General features: G+C 73.8%; 9 protein-coding genes. 6 read left to right on the forward strand and 3 right to left on the reverse strand.

Translation table 11 applies throughout. From position 1 onward, the window contains the following. Positions 1 to 353: 353 nt before the first annotated feature. From ABZ234_RS19365 to ABZ234_RS19375, 3 genes are all read left to right on the forward strand, one after another. A complete protein-coding gene (locus tag ABZ234_RS19365; protein WP_355012993.1) occupies positions 354 to 1304 on the forward strand; it encodes a conjugal transfer protein in 951 nt (316 codons plus the stop codon). A 72-nt stretch (positions 1305 to 1376) separates the two neighbouring features. Then, entirely contained in the window at positions 1377 to 1700 is a 324-nt protein-coding gene (locus ABZ234_RS19370) for a hypothetical protein (protein ID WP_267946525.1), read from the forward strand. Between the two features lie 18 nt (positions 1701 to 1718). Next, positions 1719 to 5840 (forward strand): TcpE family conjugal transfer membrane protein, encoded by a 4122-nt coding sequence (locus tag ABZ234_RS19375; protein WP_355012994.1) that lies wholly within the window; start codon positions 1719 to 1721, stop codon positions 5838 to 5840. Positions 5841 to 5956: 116 nt separating this feature from the next. Here the strand turns inward: ABZ234_RS19375 and thpD are convergent, their stop codons facing one another. Beyond that, complete coding sequence (thpD, locus tag ABZ234_RS19380; protein WP_355012995.1) at positions 5957 to 6862, reverse strand: ectoine hydroxylase; 906 nt, start codon at positions 6860 to 6862, stop codon at positions 5957 to 5959. A 508-nt stretch (positions 6863 to 7370) separates the two neighbouring features. Between thpD and ABZ234_RS19385 the strand changes: the two genes are divergently transcribed. The 3 genes from ABZ234_RS19385 (at position 7371) to ABZ234_RS19395 (ending at position 11974) form a co-directional block, all read left to right on the forward strand. Beyond that, on the forward strand, positions 7371 to 8030 hold the full coding sequence (locus ABZ234_RS19385) for a DUF1524 domain-containing protein (protein WP_267946522.1): 660 nt from the start codon (positions 7371 to 7373) through the stop codon (positions 8028 to 8030). A 239-nt stretch (positions 8031 to 8269) separates the two neighbouring features. Then, positions 8270 to 10738, forward strand: coding sequence for an ATP-binding protein (locus tag ABZ234_RS19390; protein ID WP_267946521.1), 2469 nt, complete (start codon positions 8270 to 8272; stop codon positions 10736 to 10738). A gap of 195 nt (positions 10739 to 10933) precedes the next feature. Next, positions 10934 to 11974, forward strand: a complete 1041-nt coding sequence (locus ABZ234_RS19395) for a hypothetical protein (RefSeq protein WP_355012996.1) — start codon at positions 10934 to 10936, stop codon at positions 11972 to 11974. A 24-nt stretch (positions 11975 to 11998) separates the two neighbouring features. Here ABZ234_RS19395 and ABZ234_RS19400 read toward each other — a convergent pair whose 3' ends face one another. Both ABZ234_RS19400 and ABZ234_RS19405 read right to left on the reverse strand, forming a co-directional pair. Then, complete coding sequence (locus ABZ234_RS19400; RefSeq protein WP_355012997.1) at positions 11999 to 13822, reverse strand: protein kinase; 1824 nt, start codon at positions 13820 to 13822, stop codon at positions 11999 to 12001. Positions 13823 to 14253: 431 nt separating this feature from the next. Continuing rightward, positions 14254 to 14793, reverse strand: coding sequence for a hypothetical protein (locus ABZ234_RS19405; RefSeq protein WP_355012998.1), 540 nt, complete (start codon positions 14791 to 14793; stop codon positions 14254 to 14256). Positions 14794 to 15251: the final 458 nt, after the last annotated feature.

Genomic DNA, 15251 nt, shown 5'->3' on the forward strand with positions numbered 1-15251 from the left:
ACCTCGGAGGGGGTTCGGATCCTTCCGAAGGAGATCCCGGTTACATCCCGTCAACGGTTTCCTGCCCCCGGAGGACAGAACTTGCTCCCTGCCGAGTGACTAATCGCTTTCCGGTCCAACCAAAACTGCGCCGACGTGCACAGCCCCACCTTGAGTTCCATGAACCATTGCTGTGGTATGCACCTTTTGGGAAGTTCTACCGTTGCGCGCAATGCGCTGTTGGCGGGGAAACGCGGAGTCACGGAGGCCGCTCCCAACCCCCACAATGCCTCACTATAGGGATGGGGTAGACAAGGGCGTGGCGGATACGCCGTCCGAAGCGGGCGGCGCGGAACTGTGTGCAGGAGGCGGGGATGGCGAAGGCGTCACGACGCGGCACCGCCGTACGTGACCGGGAGGGCGACGAGATGGAGTTCGACGCCCCCCGAACCCGACGGCCCCGTGCCGGGTCGGGCGGGCGCTGGTGGGTCGGCGTGGGACGCGCCGTCCTGTGGGCGTTCATCATCGTCGTCGTCTTCAACGGCATCTGGTTCCCCCTGCGCGGGGGGTTCGCCCTGCCCGCGGCGTCCGAGGAACCCGAGCAGGCGGAGGAGCCCGTCTACCCGGAGACGGCGGCCGCGGCCTTCGGGCTCCGGTTCGCCGACGCCTACCTCGACACCGCCGACACCGAGGCGCGCCTGTCGGCCCTGGCGGCGTTCGTCCCCGAGGGCGAGGCGGCTGGACTCGAGGTCCCCGCCGACAGCCTCACCGGGGACAACCTCACCGTCGTCGCCGTGGACGTCCACGACGACCACAACGCCTCCATCATCGTGCGGGCCGACGTCAACGGCGAACCCATGCGCCTGGACGTGCCCGTCTACGCCGACGGGGACTCCCTGGTGGTGGCCGGCGCCCCGGCCTTCCTCGCCCCGCCCAGCCGGGCGAGCCTGCCGGAGGACGCCTCCTTCGAGACCGACCCGCAGGCCGCCGAACAGCTCACGGAGGTGCTGCCGGGCTTCTTCGAGGCCTACGCGGGGGAGCCCGCGCACCTGGAGCGCTACGTCGAACCGGGCGTCACCATCGCCCCACTTCCGGAGAACAGCCTGGAATTCGTCGAACTGTCCGATATGGCGGTGCCATCACAGTCCCCGAACGGGGATGATGACGTACGACAGGTAGCGGCGACGGTCACGTGGAGCGTTCCGGCCCCCGACGGGGCCGAAGCCGGGCGGGTGACACAGAACTACCTGGTCACGGTCGTCGACTCCGGTTCCGAGTGGCACGTCCGCGACATCCAGGGAGCCCCTCGCTCGTTCGGCGGGTGACGGGGCCAGTAGGCAAGGAGACGAGAAGAACCATGAGCACACCGGTCACGACAGCGGAGGACGGCGCCTGACATGCTCCCCCTGCTGTCATCCACACCTGACGTGTTCCATGCCGTCGGCGCCACCGACCTGCTGACCCTCGCGGTGGAGACCACCCCGACGGAGAACGCCCCCGACACCGGGGGCCTCGCCGACTTCCTGCGCGGCTTCTTCGGGCCCCTCTTCCTCGTCATCGTGTCCATCGTGGCGGTGTTCTTCCTGTTCACGAGGGAGATCACGCGGTTCGCGCAGTTCATCATCCTGGCGATCTTCATCGGGATCGTGTTCTACGTCCCCGGCATCATCGAGGTCATCGCAGTGGCGCTCGCCCGAGCGATGGGCGTATCGACGGAATAGGCGAGGGAGGCCGGGAACGTGGATCTGCCCACGTACACCAACATCTGGCGTATCGAGAAGCGGCTGTACAAGCTCTACGATTTCCGGCTGCCCATGCCGCTCCCGGTGGGCACGTTCGGGGTCGCCCTGGGCGTGTTCGCGCTCTGGGTGGTCCTGCTCAGCATCCTCAACGCGCCCTTCGCGTTCGGCAACGGCTGGCACCTGGTGCTCTGGGTCGTGCCTCCCGGGGTGATCACGGTGCTGGCGACGCGGCCGGTCATCGAGGGCAAGCGGCTCACCGAGCTGCTCATCTCCCAGGCGCGCTTCCTCGCCGAGGCCAGGGTGTACACCCGCCTGGCCCCCGAGTACGAGCCCTCCGAGGTCCGCGTGGCGGTGCGCGTGTGGCACCGCGACCCCGAGGCGGGCCCCCTGGCCGTGCCCAGGCGCCGCCGCGCCGGGCGCCGGGCGGTGGAGGCCGCCCCCGCCGCGGTCCCGGCCGAGGAGACCACGGCCGTGCGCCCCGTGCCCGCGGCCGCGCCCCCGCTGCCCGGCCTGGCCGAACGCGTCTCCGCGTCCGCGCCGGCGGTCGAGGAGGCGCCGGCGCCCGCCGCGGCGGGAAGGGGGTCCGGGGGCGGGGACCGCGAGCCGGTCCGCGTCTCCGCCGCGCCCCTGCTCCCGGCCTCCGCCGTGAGCGTGCCCGCCGCGCCCTCCCGGGCCGCGTCCCCGGTGGAGCGGACCGCGCCGGAACGGACCGGGAAGTCCGGGGACGCCGGGGCCCCCGCGCGCGAGGAGCGCGTACCGGTCGCCGTCGCGTCCCTCGCGCGACCCGGTGACCGGGCTCCGGAGGACGACCGGGGCGAGGAGTTCCACGCGTCCGAGGCCTCCGCGGGGTCCCACGGGGACCCCGGCACGCCGGACGGCCCCGACGGGCCGCGCCGGGGGGTCGGCCGCCGCGTGCTCAACTACTTCGGGTGGGGCCTGCGACCGGAGCGCCCCGCCGCCCCTGAGGCGGCCGGGAGCGGCGACGACGGCGAACGGGACGCGTTCGACGAGGAGCCGGTCCACCGGACCGAGAACGACGAACAGCGCGACAGCGACGCGTGGTTCGCCAACCTGCGCGCCTCCTCCGGCGAGACCCCCGTCGGCCTCACCTCCAAGAACGCCTACTCCCTCGGCGACACCGGCGCCCTCAGCCGGGACGAGGTCGCCGACGCCGTCGCCGGGAACCGGGGACCGGGACGGGAGCGCCGCCGTGCCGAGGAGGTGATGTCCGCCCCCGACCCCGAACCGCAGGACGACACCCCCGCCGCGCGGCGCCTGCGCGGCCGCACCCAGGGCATCCGGGTCGCGAAGGACCTGGAGGAGCGCCGCACCGAGCAGGTGCGCGAACGGGGCCCCAAGGAGCAGCGCCCCGTCCGGGCCCAGGGAGTCGGCCTCCCCGAAGCGGGGACCGCACCCGCCCCCGGCGAAGGGGACCGGGCCCCCGAGGGGCCCCGGGTTCCGCGCCGCCGGGGACGCCCGCACGCCGCCCCGTGGGACCTGGACGAGGAGCGGGCCGAGGAGGGCCCCGCCGACCACGCGGACCTGTCCGACTACGCGGTCCGCTTCGCGGCCGCCACCGGTCGGCCCGCCGCGGAGACCGCCGTGCCGTGGCTGCCCCCGGCCGCCGCCTCCCCGGCGGAGGCGGACCGCGTGGACGCCGGGCAGGCGCCGGGACACGGGACCGGTCCGGCCTCCGGCCAGGACGCGCGGGCCACCGGCGACGCCGCCCACGACACCGCGGAACCCGGGGCTCCGGCCGCCTCCGCCACGGTCACCGAGGCCCCGCAGACCCCGCAGGCCCCGGTCGCACGGGAGCAGGCGCAGACCCGGAGCCCGCGCCCCCCGGAGCCTCGCGGAACGGGGCCCGCGGCCGACGCCGCGGACGGTGCCAGGGCGGCCCGCACCGCGGGCGCGGTCCCCGCCCCGGAACTGGACCACGGCACCGGCGAGCAGGACGCCATGCCCCGGAGGCCGGAGGAGGAGCCGGAGGACCGGGGACCGGAGTGGGACGCGCACATGTCGGTGCTCGACCGGCACCTCATCACGGCGGACACCCCGGCGCCGCCCCGTCCCAAGTTCGCCGACGCCGTCCCCACCACCGAACGGGACGCCCCCCGCGACCCCGGCGAGTGGTTCGAGGACGGGAAGAAGCGCCACCCGGACCAGCCCAAGGTCGGCGACCGCGGCAACCCGGTCATCCCGGCCGGCGAGCTGCGCGAGGACGGCGCCGCCGTGTCCGGACCCGCCGACGACCCCGGCGCGGAGGCGGCCGGGACGGAGGCTGCGGAGCGGGTGCGTCGCGCGCCGGAACCGGAGGAGGCGGAGACGGCCGGGCCGACGGAGGCGGTCCCGGATCCGGACACTCCGGAGGAGGGGGCCAAACCGCCCACCCAGCTCGACCACGGGACCGGCGAGCTCGTCAGCTTCGCCGAGGTCCGCGACGAACCGGAGCGGGCCGACCGCAACGTGCGCGCGGACCCCGGCACGGGAACGGCGCGCCGGCGCACGGTCTCCGACCTGGAGGAGGCCGAGGCCGCGGCCCTGGCCCGCCGCCGCGCGGCCGCGGTCCGCGACGCCGGGCGCGGGGAGGACGGCCGCGCCGACGGCGTACGCCCGGCGGGGACCCGCTCCGAGATCGCCCGCTCCGAGGCGGCCGGTTCCGGGGCGGAGGCCGCCGAGGCGGCCCCGCGGACCAGGTGGACCATGCGCGCCACCGGCGCGGCGGAGGGCGTGCCGCCCGCCCGGGAGGACACCTCCGCACCGGATCAGCGGGACGCCCCCGCCGACGCGGACGGGCACGAGAGCGCCGCCCGCGACCCCAGGGGCAACCCCAGCATGGCCGACGCCCTCGCGGCGGAGGGCCCCGGATCCGAGGACCTGTGGTCGCGGGAGACGGGGGAACCCGGCGGCACCGGCACCGCCGCGCCCGCCGACGCGGCCCGGGAGGCCGGCGACGGGGACGGGGCGCCCGACACGGGGCAGGACCCCCGCCCGGACCCGGGGTCCGCGGACGGCGCCGACCCCGGTGACGGCGTCTTCCACCGGGTCGCCCAGAACGCCCGCAAGCTCGGCCAGCTCTTCGGGCAGCCCGTCCCGGGCGACGAGCCCGAGCCGTCCGCCCGGGACCCCCGGCCCCAGCTGGAACTCGACCACGGCACGGGCGAGCAGGAGAGCCTGGGCGACACGCCCAACGGCGTCCCGTCGCAGCGGCCCCGGCCCTCCGAGCCCGTCAGGGAGCCGGAAGAGGCACTCCGCGGCGAGCCGGGCGGCAGCGAGTCCGGCGGCACCCGGGGCTGGCGACGCCTCGCCAAGGTCGTCACCGGCGGGGCGGCACCCGTCCGCTCGGACCTGCCCCCCAGCGACATCGAGCGGCTGCGCACCCCGCTGGAGGGCCCGTGCAGCCTCGTGGTCCTGGGGTGCACCGGTGGGGCGGGGCAGACGGTCACCACCCTGATGATCGGCCACACCCTGGCCGCGCACCGCGACGACCTGGTCGTCGCGGTCGACGTCAACCCCGGACCCAACGGCCTCTCCCGCAGGGTCGGGGCCCAGACCCCGGAGACCCTGACCGCACTGCTCGCCAACGCGGACGCGATCGGCGACTACGCCCGGATGAGCGGCTACACCAGCCGGTCGGGCACCGGCCTGGAGGTCGTCCAGACCCTGGACGACCCCTACGTCCAGACCCTGGACGACCGCGACTACGGCCAGCTCGCGTCCCTGCTCGGCTCGTTCTACGGCATCACCCTGCTGGACCCCGCGGCCACCGGCGTCGCGCGTGCGCTGCCGGTCGCGGACGGCCTGGTACTGGTCGCCCCGGCCAACGCCGACGCCGAACGGGCGGTCTCGATGACGTTCGACTGGCTGGACGGCAACGGCTACAACGCGCTGCGAGCCAATTCGGTGCTCGTCGTCAACGGGGTCAGCAAGCGCAGCCTCAAGGACGTCGACGCCGCCGAGCGGGTCGCGCGCGGGCGCTGCCGGGCCATCGTCCGCATCCCGTGGGACGACCACCTCGGCTCGTCCTACACCAGGGTCGACGTCGGGGCCCTGCGCCCGGCCACCAAGCGCGCCCACGGTGCGCTCGGAGGCGTCCTCGTCAACGCGCTCGTCCGGTAGCGGCCGGAAGACGAACGGCGCCCGGAGCCCTCGACGGGCTCCGGGCGCCGCTACGGCACGGGGACAGGGCGAACCGCCGCGCGGGCAGGAGCGGGGCCCGTCCGCGCGGCGGTGGCTCAGCGGCCCACGGGGGTGAAGTCCCGGGAGGCGATGTGCTCCGGGCGCGGCCCCGAGGAGCCGAACGGCGCGGTGCAGGCGTTCTCGACGCTGTTGAACACCACGAACACGTCCGACCGCGGGTGCGGCGTGATGTTGTCGCCGGAGCCGTGCATGCAGTTGGCGTCGAAGACGGTCGCCCCGCCCGCGGGACCGGTCAGCACCTCGATGCCGTGCTGGTGGGCGAGCAGCGAGAGCGAGCTCTCGTCGGGCACGCCGACGCCCCGCGTCTTGGGCGGGGTCCGGTGGTGCGGGCTCGGGGCCGGGTCCACGCACGAGACGAACGTGCGGTGCGAGCCGGGGATGGCCATCAGGGCGCCGTTGTGGGGGTGGTTCTCGGTCAGGGCGACGGAGAAGCTCACCGCCCGCATCCGTGGCATGCCGTCCTCGGCGTGCCACGTCTCGAAGTTGGAGTGCCAGAAGAACGAGCCGCCGCCGAAGCCGGGCTTGTGGTTGACGCGGCTCTGGTGCACGTACACGTCCGATCCCAGGATCTGGCGTGCGCGCTCGACCAGGCGCGGGTCGTTGACGAGCTCGGCGAAGACGTCGCTGAGCTCGTGCACCGCGTAGACCGACCGGACGCCGCCCGACTCGGGGTCGACGACCACGCGGTCGTCCCCCCGGAGGCCGGGATCGGCCGACAGCCGCTCCAGCTCGGCGCGGTAGGCCTGGACCTCCTCGCCGCTGACGAGGGAGTCGATCTGGGTGTAGCCGCGTTGGTCGTAGTCCGCGATCTCCTCCGCGGAGAAGGGCCCGCCGTCGGCAGGCCCCCACACGGTGGGGGACCTGCGGTACAGGAGTGCGGGTTCGTGGGCCTTGCGGGTCGGGTACTCGTCCGCGGTCGGTATGTCTATCAGGAGAGTCATGGCCTGTCCCCGTGGGGTTCGTCCTCTCTGAGGTAGACGGCGTTCCCTACGACATGCGAACTTAACAAATATCGACCCGGATTTCCTGAATGGTCGAAGGCTCCCGTGTTTGTCGTTTACATTTCCGGGTAGGACCGTTTTACTTATGGGCTGAAACGCATAATCGCGCTCTCCCCGGCACGGTCCCCCGCCCGCCCCCGGCGTTCGGATCCTCCGGGCCCACCTGCCCTCCGTCACCCTCGGTGTCCCCGGTCGGCATGCCCGGACATCCGCGCAGGTGGCCGTGTCGCCGTCACAGGCAACGAAACACGCCGTCACCCAGGGCGATTTCCTTGTGATCTGGTTCACAAGTATATGGTACAGAGCATGGTTCAAAATTAAGGGGGCGGACGCGGGGACGTCACTTCCGAACAGGTGCGAATTCCCTGTCCGGGACTGGCGCGGAAAGCGCCGTTACCCCACAGTAGTGGGGTCCTTGTTTCCTCGACCCGCTCAAGAGGAGAAAAACGTGACCCCCTTCCCCCGCGCGGTCCCGCGCGTACTCGCGGCCGCCGCCGCGGCGGCCCTCGCCGCCGTCATCGGATGGTCCTCGCCCGCCGCCGCGGACCACGTCCTGCCGCCCAACATCCCCAGCACCTCCGAGGCCCGTACCCAGCTCGGCTCCCTGACCGTCGCGGCCAAGGGCCCCCAGACCGGCTACGACCGCAGCCTCTTCCCGCACTGGAACGTCGTCGACAGCCCCTGTACCGCCCGCCAGGTCGTCCTGCTCCGCGACGGGCACGACGTGGTCACCGACGACGACTGCCAGCCGACCTCCGGCAGCTGGTACAGCGCCTTCGACGACTCCTGGGTGTACGACGAGCCGTCCGACATCAGCGTCGACCACCAGGTGCCGCTGAGCGAGGCGTGGAAGACCGGCGCGGCCGACTGGTCCACGTCCCGGCGCGCCGACTTCGCCAACGACGTCACCAGCTCGCAGCTGTGGCTCGCCACCCCGTCCAGCAACGGCTCCAAGGGCGACAAGGACCCGTCCCAGTGGATGCCGACCAACACCTCCGTCCACTGCGACTACGTCAAGTCCTGGATCAACGTGAAGTACGTGTACGACCTCACCGTGACCTCCGCGGAGAAGTCCTCCATCCAGGGCACCCTCGACTCCGCCTGCTGAACGGCGACCGCCGCCGCGTGACCGCGGTCCCCGGGCCCGTCCCCCCGCCGCGGGGGGGCGGGCCCCTCCCGTACGGGCGCGAGTCACGTTTTCGCGGGGATTCTGGCGCGCCGTAACCCCGTCCGCTTCTACGGCCCCGGCACGATGCTCCACTATGGAGGGTGGCACAGGCGGCAGGCCCGGGTGCGTCCGCCGTCCGGGCGCACCCCGACACGCGACGCGACCAGAAGGGCTCAGAGATGACCGGTACCAGGGGGACCCGCGGCGCGACCCGCCTCACGGTCCGCTACTTCGACGACCGCGTGCTCTTCAGCGACAGCGAGGCCTGGGCCTACTTCCGGCTCCCGACGGTGTCGTACGAGTTCACCACCCCCGAGGAACGCCAGGCCCTGGCCACCAACATCACCATCGCCCTCGCCGCCATCCGCATGAACGACGCCGAGGTCCACCTGCGCGTCGCCCACCGCACCTACCCGGCCGCCCAGTGGGCCACCAGCCTGGACGGGACCTCCGACTCCGGCCCCGGCTGGTACGACTACCTCGACGAGATGTACCGGCACGTGTGGGCCAAGGACTTCTGGACCAAGGAGGTCTACCTCGGCGTCCGCCTCGGCCTGCGCGGCTCCGGCACCGGCCTCGGCCTGTTCTCCCAGGTGTTCGGCGCCTACCAGCGCACCGAGGAGGTCCTCGGCATCAACGACGACGCCGTGGACGACAAGGAGATCGCCCGCTGGACGGACCAGTCCGAGCGGCTCGGCCGCGCGCTGGCGGCCAGCTCCCTCCACGCGCGCCACGCCACCTCCGACGAGATCGCGTGGCTCGTCAGACACTCGGTCAGCGGCTCCGCCGAGGAGGTCAGGCCCTCCGCCGCCGGCCGCCGCACCTGGGGGCGCGGCGAGATCGAGGCGCTGGTGGACGGGGTCGTCCACAACGGCCGCTCCATGCTCCGCCTCGAACAGCCCTCCGGCTCCACCTACGTCGCGTTCCTGTCGTTCGCCCGCTTCCCCGACCTGATGCCCTTCCCGGACGGCGAACCGTGGCTGCACCACGCCGACGCGCTCCCCTTCCCGGTCGAGGTGTCCCTGCGGATGAAGCTCATCCCGCCGGCCAAGGCCTCCAAGGACGTCGGCCGCAAGCTCGCGCACGCCCGCGACATGGACGCGCACATCCGCGAGGCCGGGGTGGAGGCGCCCATCGCACTCGCCGAGCAGATCGACGCCGCCCGCATGCTGGAGCACGGCATCACCAAGGAGCGGCTGCCCTTCGTCTACGGCTGGCACCGGCTCATGGTGTCCGCGCCCACCGAACGCCTCCTCGTCCAGCAGGTCGAGGCCGTCGTCGAGCACTACCGCGACATCGGCATCGACGTCATCAACTCCACCGGCGACCAGTTCTCGCTGTTCAACGAGTCCCTGCCCGGTGACCGCATCCGGCTCCAGGCGTACGCCCAGCGCCAGCCCCTGCGCACCATCGCGGGCGGCATGCCCACCGCCACCGTCGAGGTCGGGGACCGCGTCGACCGCAGCGGGGGCGGCTGGGTCGGCCCCTACATCGGCGAGAGCATCGGCCGGGCCCGCTCCATCGTGCACTTCGACCCGATGGTCGCCGCCGCGCGCAACCGCCCCACCGCCATCGCCATCACCGGCGAGCCCGGCGGCGGCAAGACCACCCTGGCGCTCCTGCTCATCTACCAGCTGGCCCTGCGCGGCGTCACCGTCGCCGCCATCGACCCCAAGGGCGACGCCGAGTCGCTCGTCGAGCTCCTCCGGCGCCGGGGCCGCAAGGCCAGGATCATGTCGCTGGGATCGGCCCAGCCCGGGCTGCTCGACCCGTTCGCCTTCGGCGACGACCTCGCCGCCAAGAAGACCATGGCCACCGAGACCCTGCGGCTCCTGCTGCCCCGCATGAGCGAGGAGCGCGAGTCCGCCATGATCCAGGCGGTGGCCGCCGTCGCCAACCAGCCCCGCCCCTCCCTCGCCAAGGTCGTCGACCACCTCGTCTCCTCGCCCGGAGCCGCTTCCCGCAACCTGGGCGCGGTCCTGCAGTCCATGTCCGAGATGCGGCTCGCCTCGCTGTGCTTCGACCCGCAGGGCGAGACGCAGATCGACACCGAGGGCTGGACCACCGTGTTCACCCTGGGCGGGCTCACCCTGCCCGACTCCGGTGTGGGCCGCGACGACTACTCCTACGAGCAGAGGCTCTCCGTCGCCCTGCTCTACCTGGTGTCCCAGTTCGCCCGCCGCCTGATGAACGGCCTGGACCGCCACCTGCCCAAGGCGATCTTCCTGGACGAGGCGTGGGCGGTCACCTCCACCCCCGAGGGCGCCAAGCTCGTCCCCGAGGTCTCCCGGATGGGCCGCTCCCGCAACACGGCGCTCATCCTCGTCTCCCAGAACGCCGGGGACCTCCTGAACGAGCAGGTGACCAACTGCCTCTCCTCGGTGTTCGCGTTCCGCTCCAGCGAGCGCTTCGAGGTGGAGAGCGTCATGGCCCTGCTCGGGGTCGACCCCACCGAGGACCACCTCGCGGTGCTGCGCAACCTGGGCAACGGCGAGTGCCTGTTCCGGGACCTGGACGGCCGGGCCGGGCGGATCGGCGTCGACCTCGTCTCCGACCGGCTGCTGCGCTGGCTCGACACCAACCCCACCCGGCAGCGCCCGGGGGAGGAGGACGACCTGGTGGCGGCCGGACACGACGAACCGGTCTGACGGGTCCGCGTCGCGGACGGGACCCGCAGGTGGCGGCGGCCCCCCGCGGACCGGGCGCCGGGCGCGGCAAAGGCGTCCCGGGCGGCAGGTTCGGGGCGGCCCCGGGGTGGGCATCTCCTATTTTGTCGGGCTCCTCCCCGGGTGCCCGCCCCCGCCCCGCCTCCCGACAGACCCACCACTCACGAGGGACCGCCCATGAGTGAGGACGTCATCCGGCCGCGACCCGTCATCGACCCCTCCCTGCCCGAGGAGCTGCGGGAGGAGGTCACCTGGCAGGCGCGCGCGCCCGACCGCTTCCCGCGCCGGTACGACACCGGGTCGGCAGGGCGCCGGGCCCGGCTGAGGGAGGGCGGCGTCCAGCTGCTCGGGGTCGGGTTCACCACGGCACTGGCCCTGTTCACCGCCGGCTGGTACCTGGGCATGGTGATCGTCAGCATCAGCCTGGTCGCCTACGTCGCCGCCCTCGCCTGCCGCGGGGACGCCCGCCCCGCGGTGCGCGCCACGGGGGCCCTCGTCGGGGCCGGCGCCGTCGCCGCCGCCCCGGTGTGGCTGACGGACGTCGTCCCGCAGGACCCGTTCCCGGGCATGCCCTGGGCGCTGTTCGGCGTCCTCGTCGCCATGGTCGCCGCCGACGCCCTCACGTCGGGCGCCGGACGGACGGTGGAGGGGCCCAGACAGCAGTTCGTGGTCCTGTCCGACGACCTCACCGAGGCCGACCGCGCCCTGGTCGCGGAGGTGCAGCGCACGATCGACCTGGTGTCGGACGCCCGGGCCGACCTCGGTGCGGACGCGCTGGACACCGACCGGGCGCTGGCGGTCCTCCGCGAGCAGGAGTGGCGGATCGCCTCCCTCCTCGCCCGGCAGCGGGAGCTACGCCGCGCCCACGCGCGCCGGTGGCAGCGGGCGTCGTCGCCCAGGGTCCGGGGCGCGCTCAGACCCCAGCGGGAGCACCTGGGCGCGGTCGAGGACGCGGTCCGCGCCCGGGTCGCCCAGATCACCGCGTACGGGGTCCTGGTCGAGCAGGCGGTGGCCGCCCACCGGGAGTGGGAGCAGTGCCAGGAGGCGGTGGACTCCACCGCCGACTACGTCGACCACCGGGTGTCCGCCGGGTTCCTCGGCACCGCCTCGGCGGACGTGTCCGAGCTGTGCGCCACCGCCGAGTCGGCCCGCAGGGTGCGCGACGAGCGGGTCGAGCGCATGCTCACGGCCGACAGGCTGCTCACCGCCCCCGAATGAGGCGTTGCGCGGTCGCGGACCCGCTCAGGCGACGCCCCCGCCGAACCCGAAGTGGGACCGCACCCGCTGCGGGAGCAGCAGCAGGCCGCCGATCGCCACGTTGAACACCAGCAGCAGCACGTAGAACGCCAGTTGCTCCGGGTTGTAGATCAGCACCGAGAACAGGCCGAAGAACAACCCGATCGCCGCGATGCCCTGGACGATCACCACCGCCCCGAACACGAGGCGCGAGCGCAGGACCGCCCCGGCCGCCCCGATGACCGAGTAGGACCCCCACAGGCCCAGGAGGAGTACCGTGCCCCAGCCCGTGGGGCCCCCGTTGACGGCCTCGGCCGCGAACAGCACGGTGAGGAACAGCAGGTAGGCGGCGTTGAGCGCCAGCATCACCGCCGCGACGAGCACCTGCACCGGCCTGCCCGCCGCGGGCGCGCCGTGCGCCCACGCCTCCCGGCCCCCGGGCGTCGGCGGCGCACCGGACCCCGGGGCGAAACCGGCGCGGCCGGAGCCGTGCCCGGGGGCGGCGGGCCTCCCGTTCAGGGTGAAGTGCCCGGTCCCCGGCGCCGCGGGCGCGTGCGGGGCCTGCGCCCCGTACCGCCCGGCCGGCTGCTGCCGGTACGGGCGGCCGGGCGCCGTCATGGGGTGCGGGGTGTCGTGAGCCCCGGGCGCGGCGGGTCCCGCGGGGTTCGGCCGGTGTGCCGGGTGGCCGCCCGACACCCCCGTGTGCGCGGGCGGCCCCTGGGGCTCCTGCGGCCCCGAACCACCGGACACCGACGGGATCCCCATCACGCCGGGCACCGTGGGGCCGCCCGGGGCCCCGGGCCTCAGGGTGTCCGGGAAGGCCGCGTGGCCGCCGGTCGGCTGCCGCTGCGCCGGGTAGGCGCCGCTCGGGCCGGTCTCCTGCCACCGGGTCACGCCCGCGCCGGCGCCGCCGGGGCCGTGCGCGGGACCGTCGCCCGGGGCGCTCTGCGGACCCGTGTCCGGGGCGGGGTCCGCGCCGCCCGTGTACGCCCGTCTCTCCCGGGCCAGGAGAGCCAGGGCCTCCGCCGGGTCGGGACGCAGGGCCGGGTCACGGTCGAGCAGCGCCCCGATGAGCGCCCTCAGCGGAGCGCTCGCCGGGTCCTCGCCGTATCCCGGCACGGACAGCGGCGGCGGCATCGGCGCGGTCAGCACCGCGCTGATGATCCCCGTGATGCTGTCCCGCTTGAACGGGGTGTGCCCCTCGAGCAGGGAGTACAGGGTGACGCCCAGACTCCACAGGTCGGACGCGGGCAGGGCGCGCTCACCCTCGAACCGCTCCGGCGCCATGTACTCGGGCGAGCCGATGTACACGCCGGTCTGGGTGAGGGCGGCGCTGCCGTCGACGTTCGCGATACCGAAGTCCGTCAGGACCGTACGGCCGTCGTCGGTGAGCATGATGTTGGCGGGCTTGACGTCGCGGTGGGTGACCCCCGCGGCGTGCGCCGCCCTCAGGCCGCCGAGCAGCGACCTCGCCGCCTCCTCGACCTGCTCCACCGGCATCGGACCGTGGCGGTCCAGGTGGTGCTGCATCGACGCGCCGCTCAGCAGCTCCATGACGATCCAGGGGCTGTCGTCGTGCTCGAGCACGTCGTGGATGGTGACCACCGACGTGTTGGTGATCCTGGCGGTCGCCTGCGCCTCGCGCAGTGTGCGCGCACGGGCCTCGGCGCGGTCCTGCGGGTCCATGCCCTCGGGGAGGAGGACCTCCTTGACGGCCACGTCGCGCTGGAGGGAGGGGTCCCAGGCGTGCCACACCGTGCCCATTCCGCCCGCGCCGAGTCGTTCGCGCAGCTCGTAACGGCCGACGGTGCTACGGCCGGGAGTGGGCATAGGGGCGCATCCCTTCTGGCGGTGGGGGACGATGCGCGGCCAATCTATCCAAGAAAGGCCCTGCCGCCGCGCCTTGCGGTGCTCGCCGCCGTTTTCTGAAGCTTTCTCACTGTAATCCGGCAAGGCCCTCCACCCCTGGGCGCGAACGGCAGGTGACCGAAAGCGGTCACTGCCGAGGGGGGTCGTTCCGGGGAGGGGGTCAGGGGCCTTCCGGGACAGTGACCACGGTACCGGTGCGGTGCGACGGAATCATCGGCGAACGGGCCCCGACCGGGGAGAGGAGCCGCTCGAACACAAGAGCGTCCTGGTCAGGGCCATTACTGACCTTGGCCATGTTTCGGCGTCCGGGCGCTCCCCGCCGCAACTCCTCGGAACGGAGCTCCTTCCGATACACGCCCCCTTTTCTTTTCGTCACCCAGGGGTACTCTTCCTCACTCATGGTGATGAATTCGGGGCTGTTCCGCCGTCTCCCGCGGGTCCCCGTGCGGAACGCCGACGGCCGCCGGCTCGTGGTGCGCCGCCTCCGCGCGGGGAACGGCCGGTTCCGGCGCCCACGCGACCGGCAGGCGCAGCAGGGCCACCGCGCACAGGGCGGCCGCCGCCCACGCGACCGCGCGACCGCGGACGGAGACCAGGACGAGTGCGGCGGCCGCCCCCTGGGCCGCGGCGGCGAGCGGCGGCCCCCAGACCGGGCCGACGCCGAACCAGGGGTACATGAGAGCGGTCTGGGCCAGCGCCAGCGCCACGGACGCCGTCAGCAGGACGGCGGTGGCGCCGGGGCGGGGGAGCCCCGTGCCGCGCAGCACCGCGTACAGGGCGGCGTGGGCCGCGGCGAGCCCCGCGATCCCGGCCCCGGCCCAGGCGGCGGACGCCGCCGCGCCGGTGGTGGCCGTGAAGAGGGCGAAGGCGCCCACCACGAGGAGGACCCCCGTGGCGGCCGGCGGGTACAGGACGGCGCACACGAGGAGCACGGCGGAGCTCCCCGCCGGGAGGGGCGGTCCCGCGGGCCCTCCGGGGCCGCGGGTCGGGTCGGCCGGGCCTGGTGGCGGAGCGGTCATGCTGCGTCCTCCGTGCGTGTCGGTGCGGATTCGTCCGGCGGCGGAGCCGTGGACCGGTTCGGCGGTTCGGTGGGGCGCGTGGTTTCGGCCGGGCGCCAATGACGGCTCGGGGGCCCGCAGAAGACCGGAGTGGAACCGGGTGCCAGTCCGATTGGTGGCAGGGTGTCCACTTCTGGTCGAGAAGCCGAGTGTGATGCCCCTCATAGTCGCCTGGTGGAGAGAAAATTGTGGCCTTGCGGTTTTTGGGAGTTTCGGAAGGCCGTTCATGTCTTCTACCTGCGGAAACATGCGGAATGGTGACTTTTGTACACGCTGGTCTGGGTGTCGGGAGGGTGGGAATCGGAAATCCAGTCGCGTTGTACCCATCCCCC

The sequence above is a fragment of the Nocardiopsis sp. NPDC006198 genome, from assembly GCF_040613895.1.
GTDB classification, from domain to species: Bacteria; Actinomycetota; Actinomycetes; order Streptosporangiales; family Streptosporangiaceae; genus Nocardiopsis; species Nocardiopsis tropica.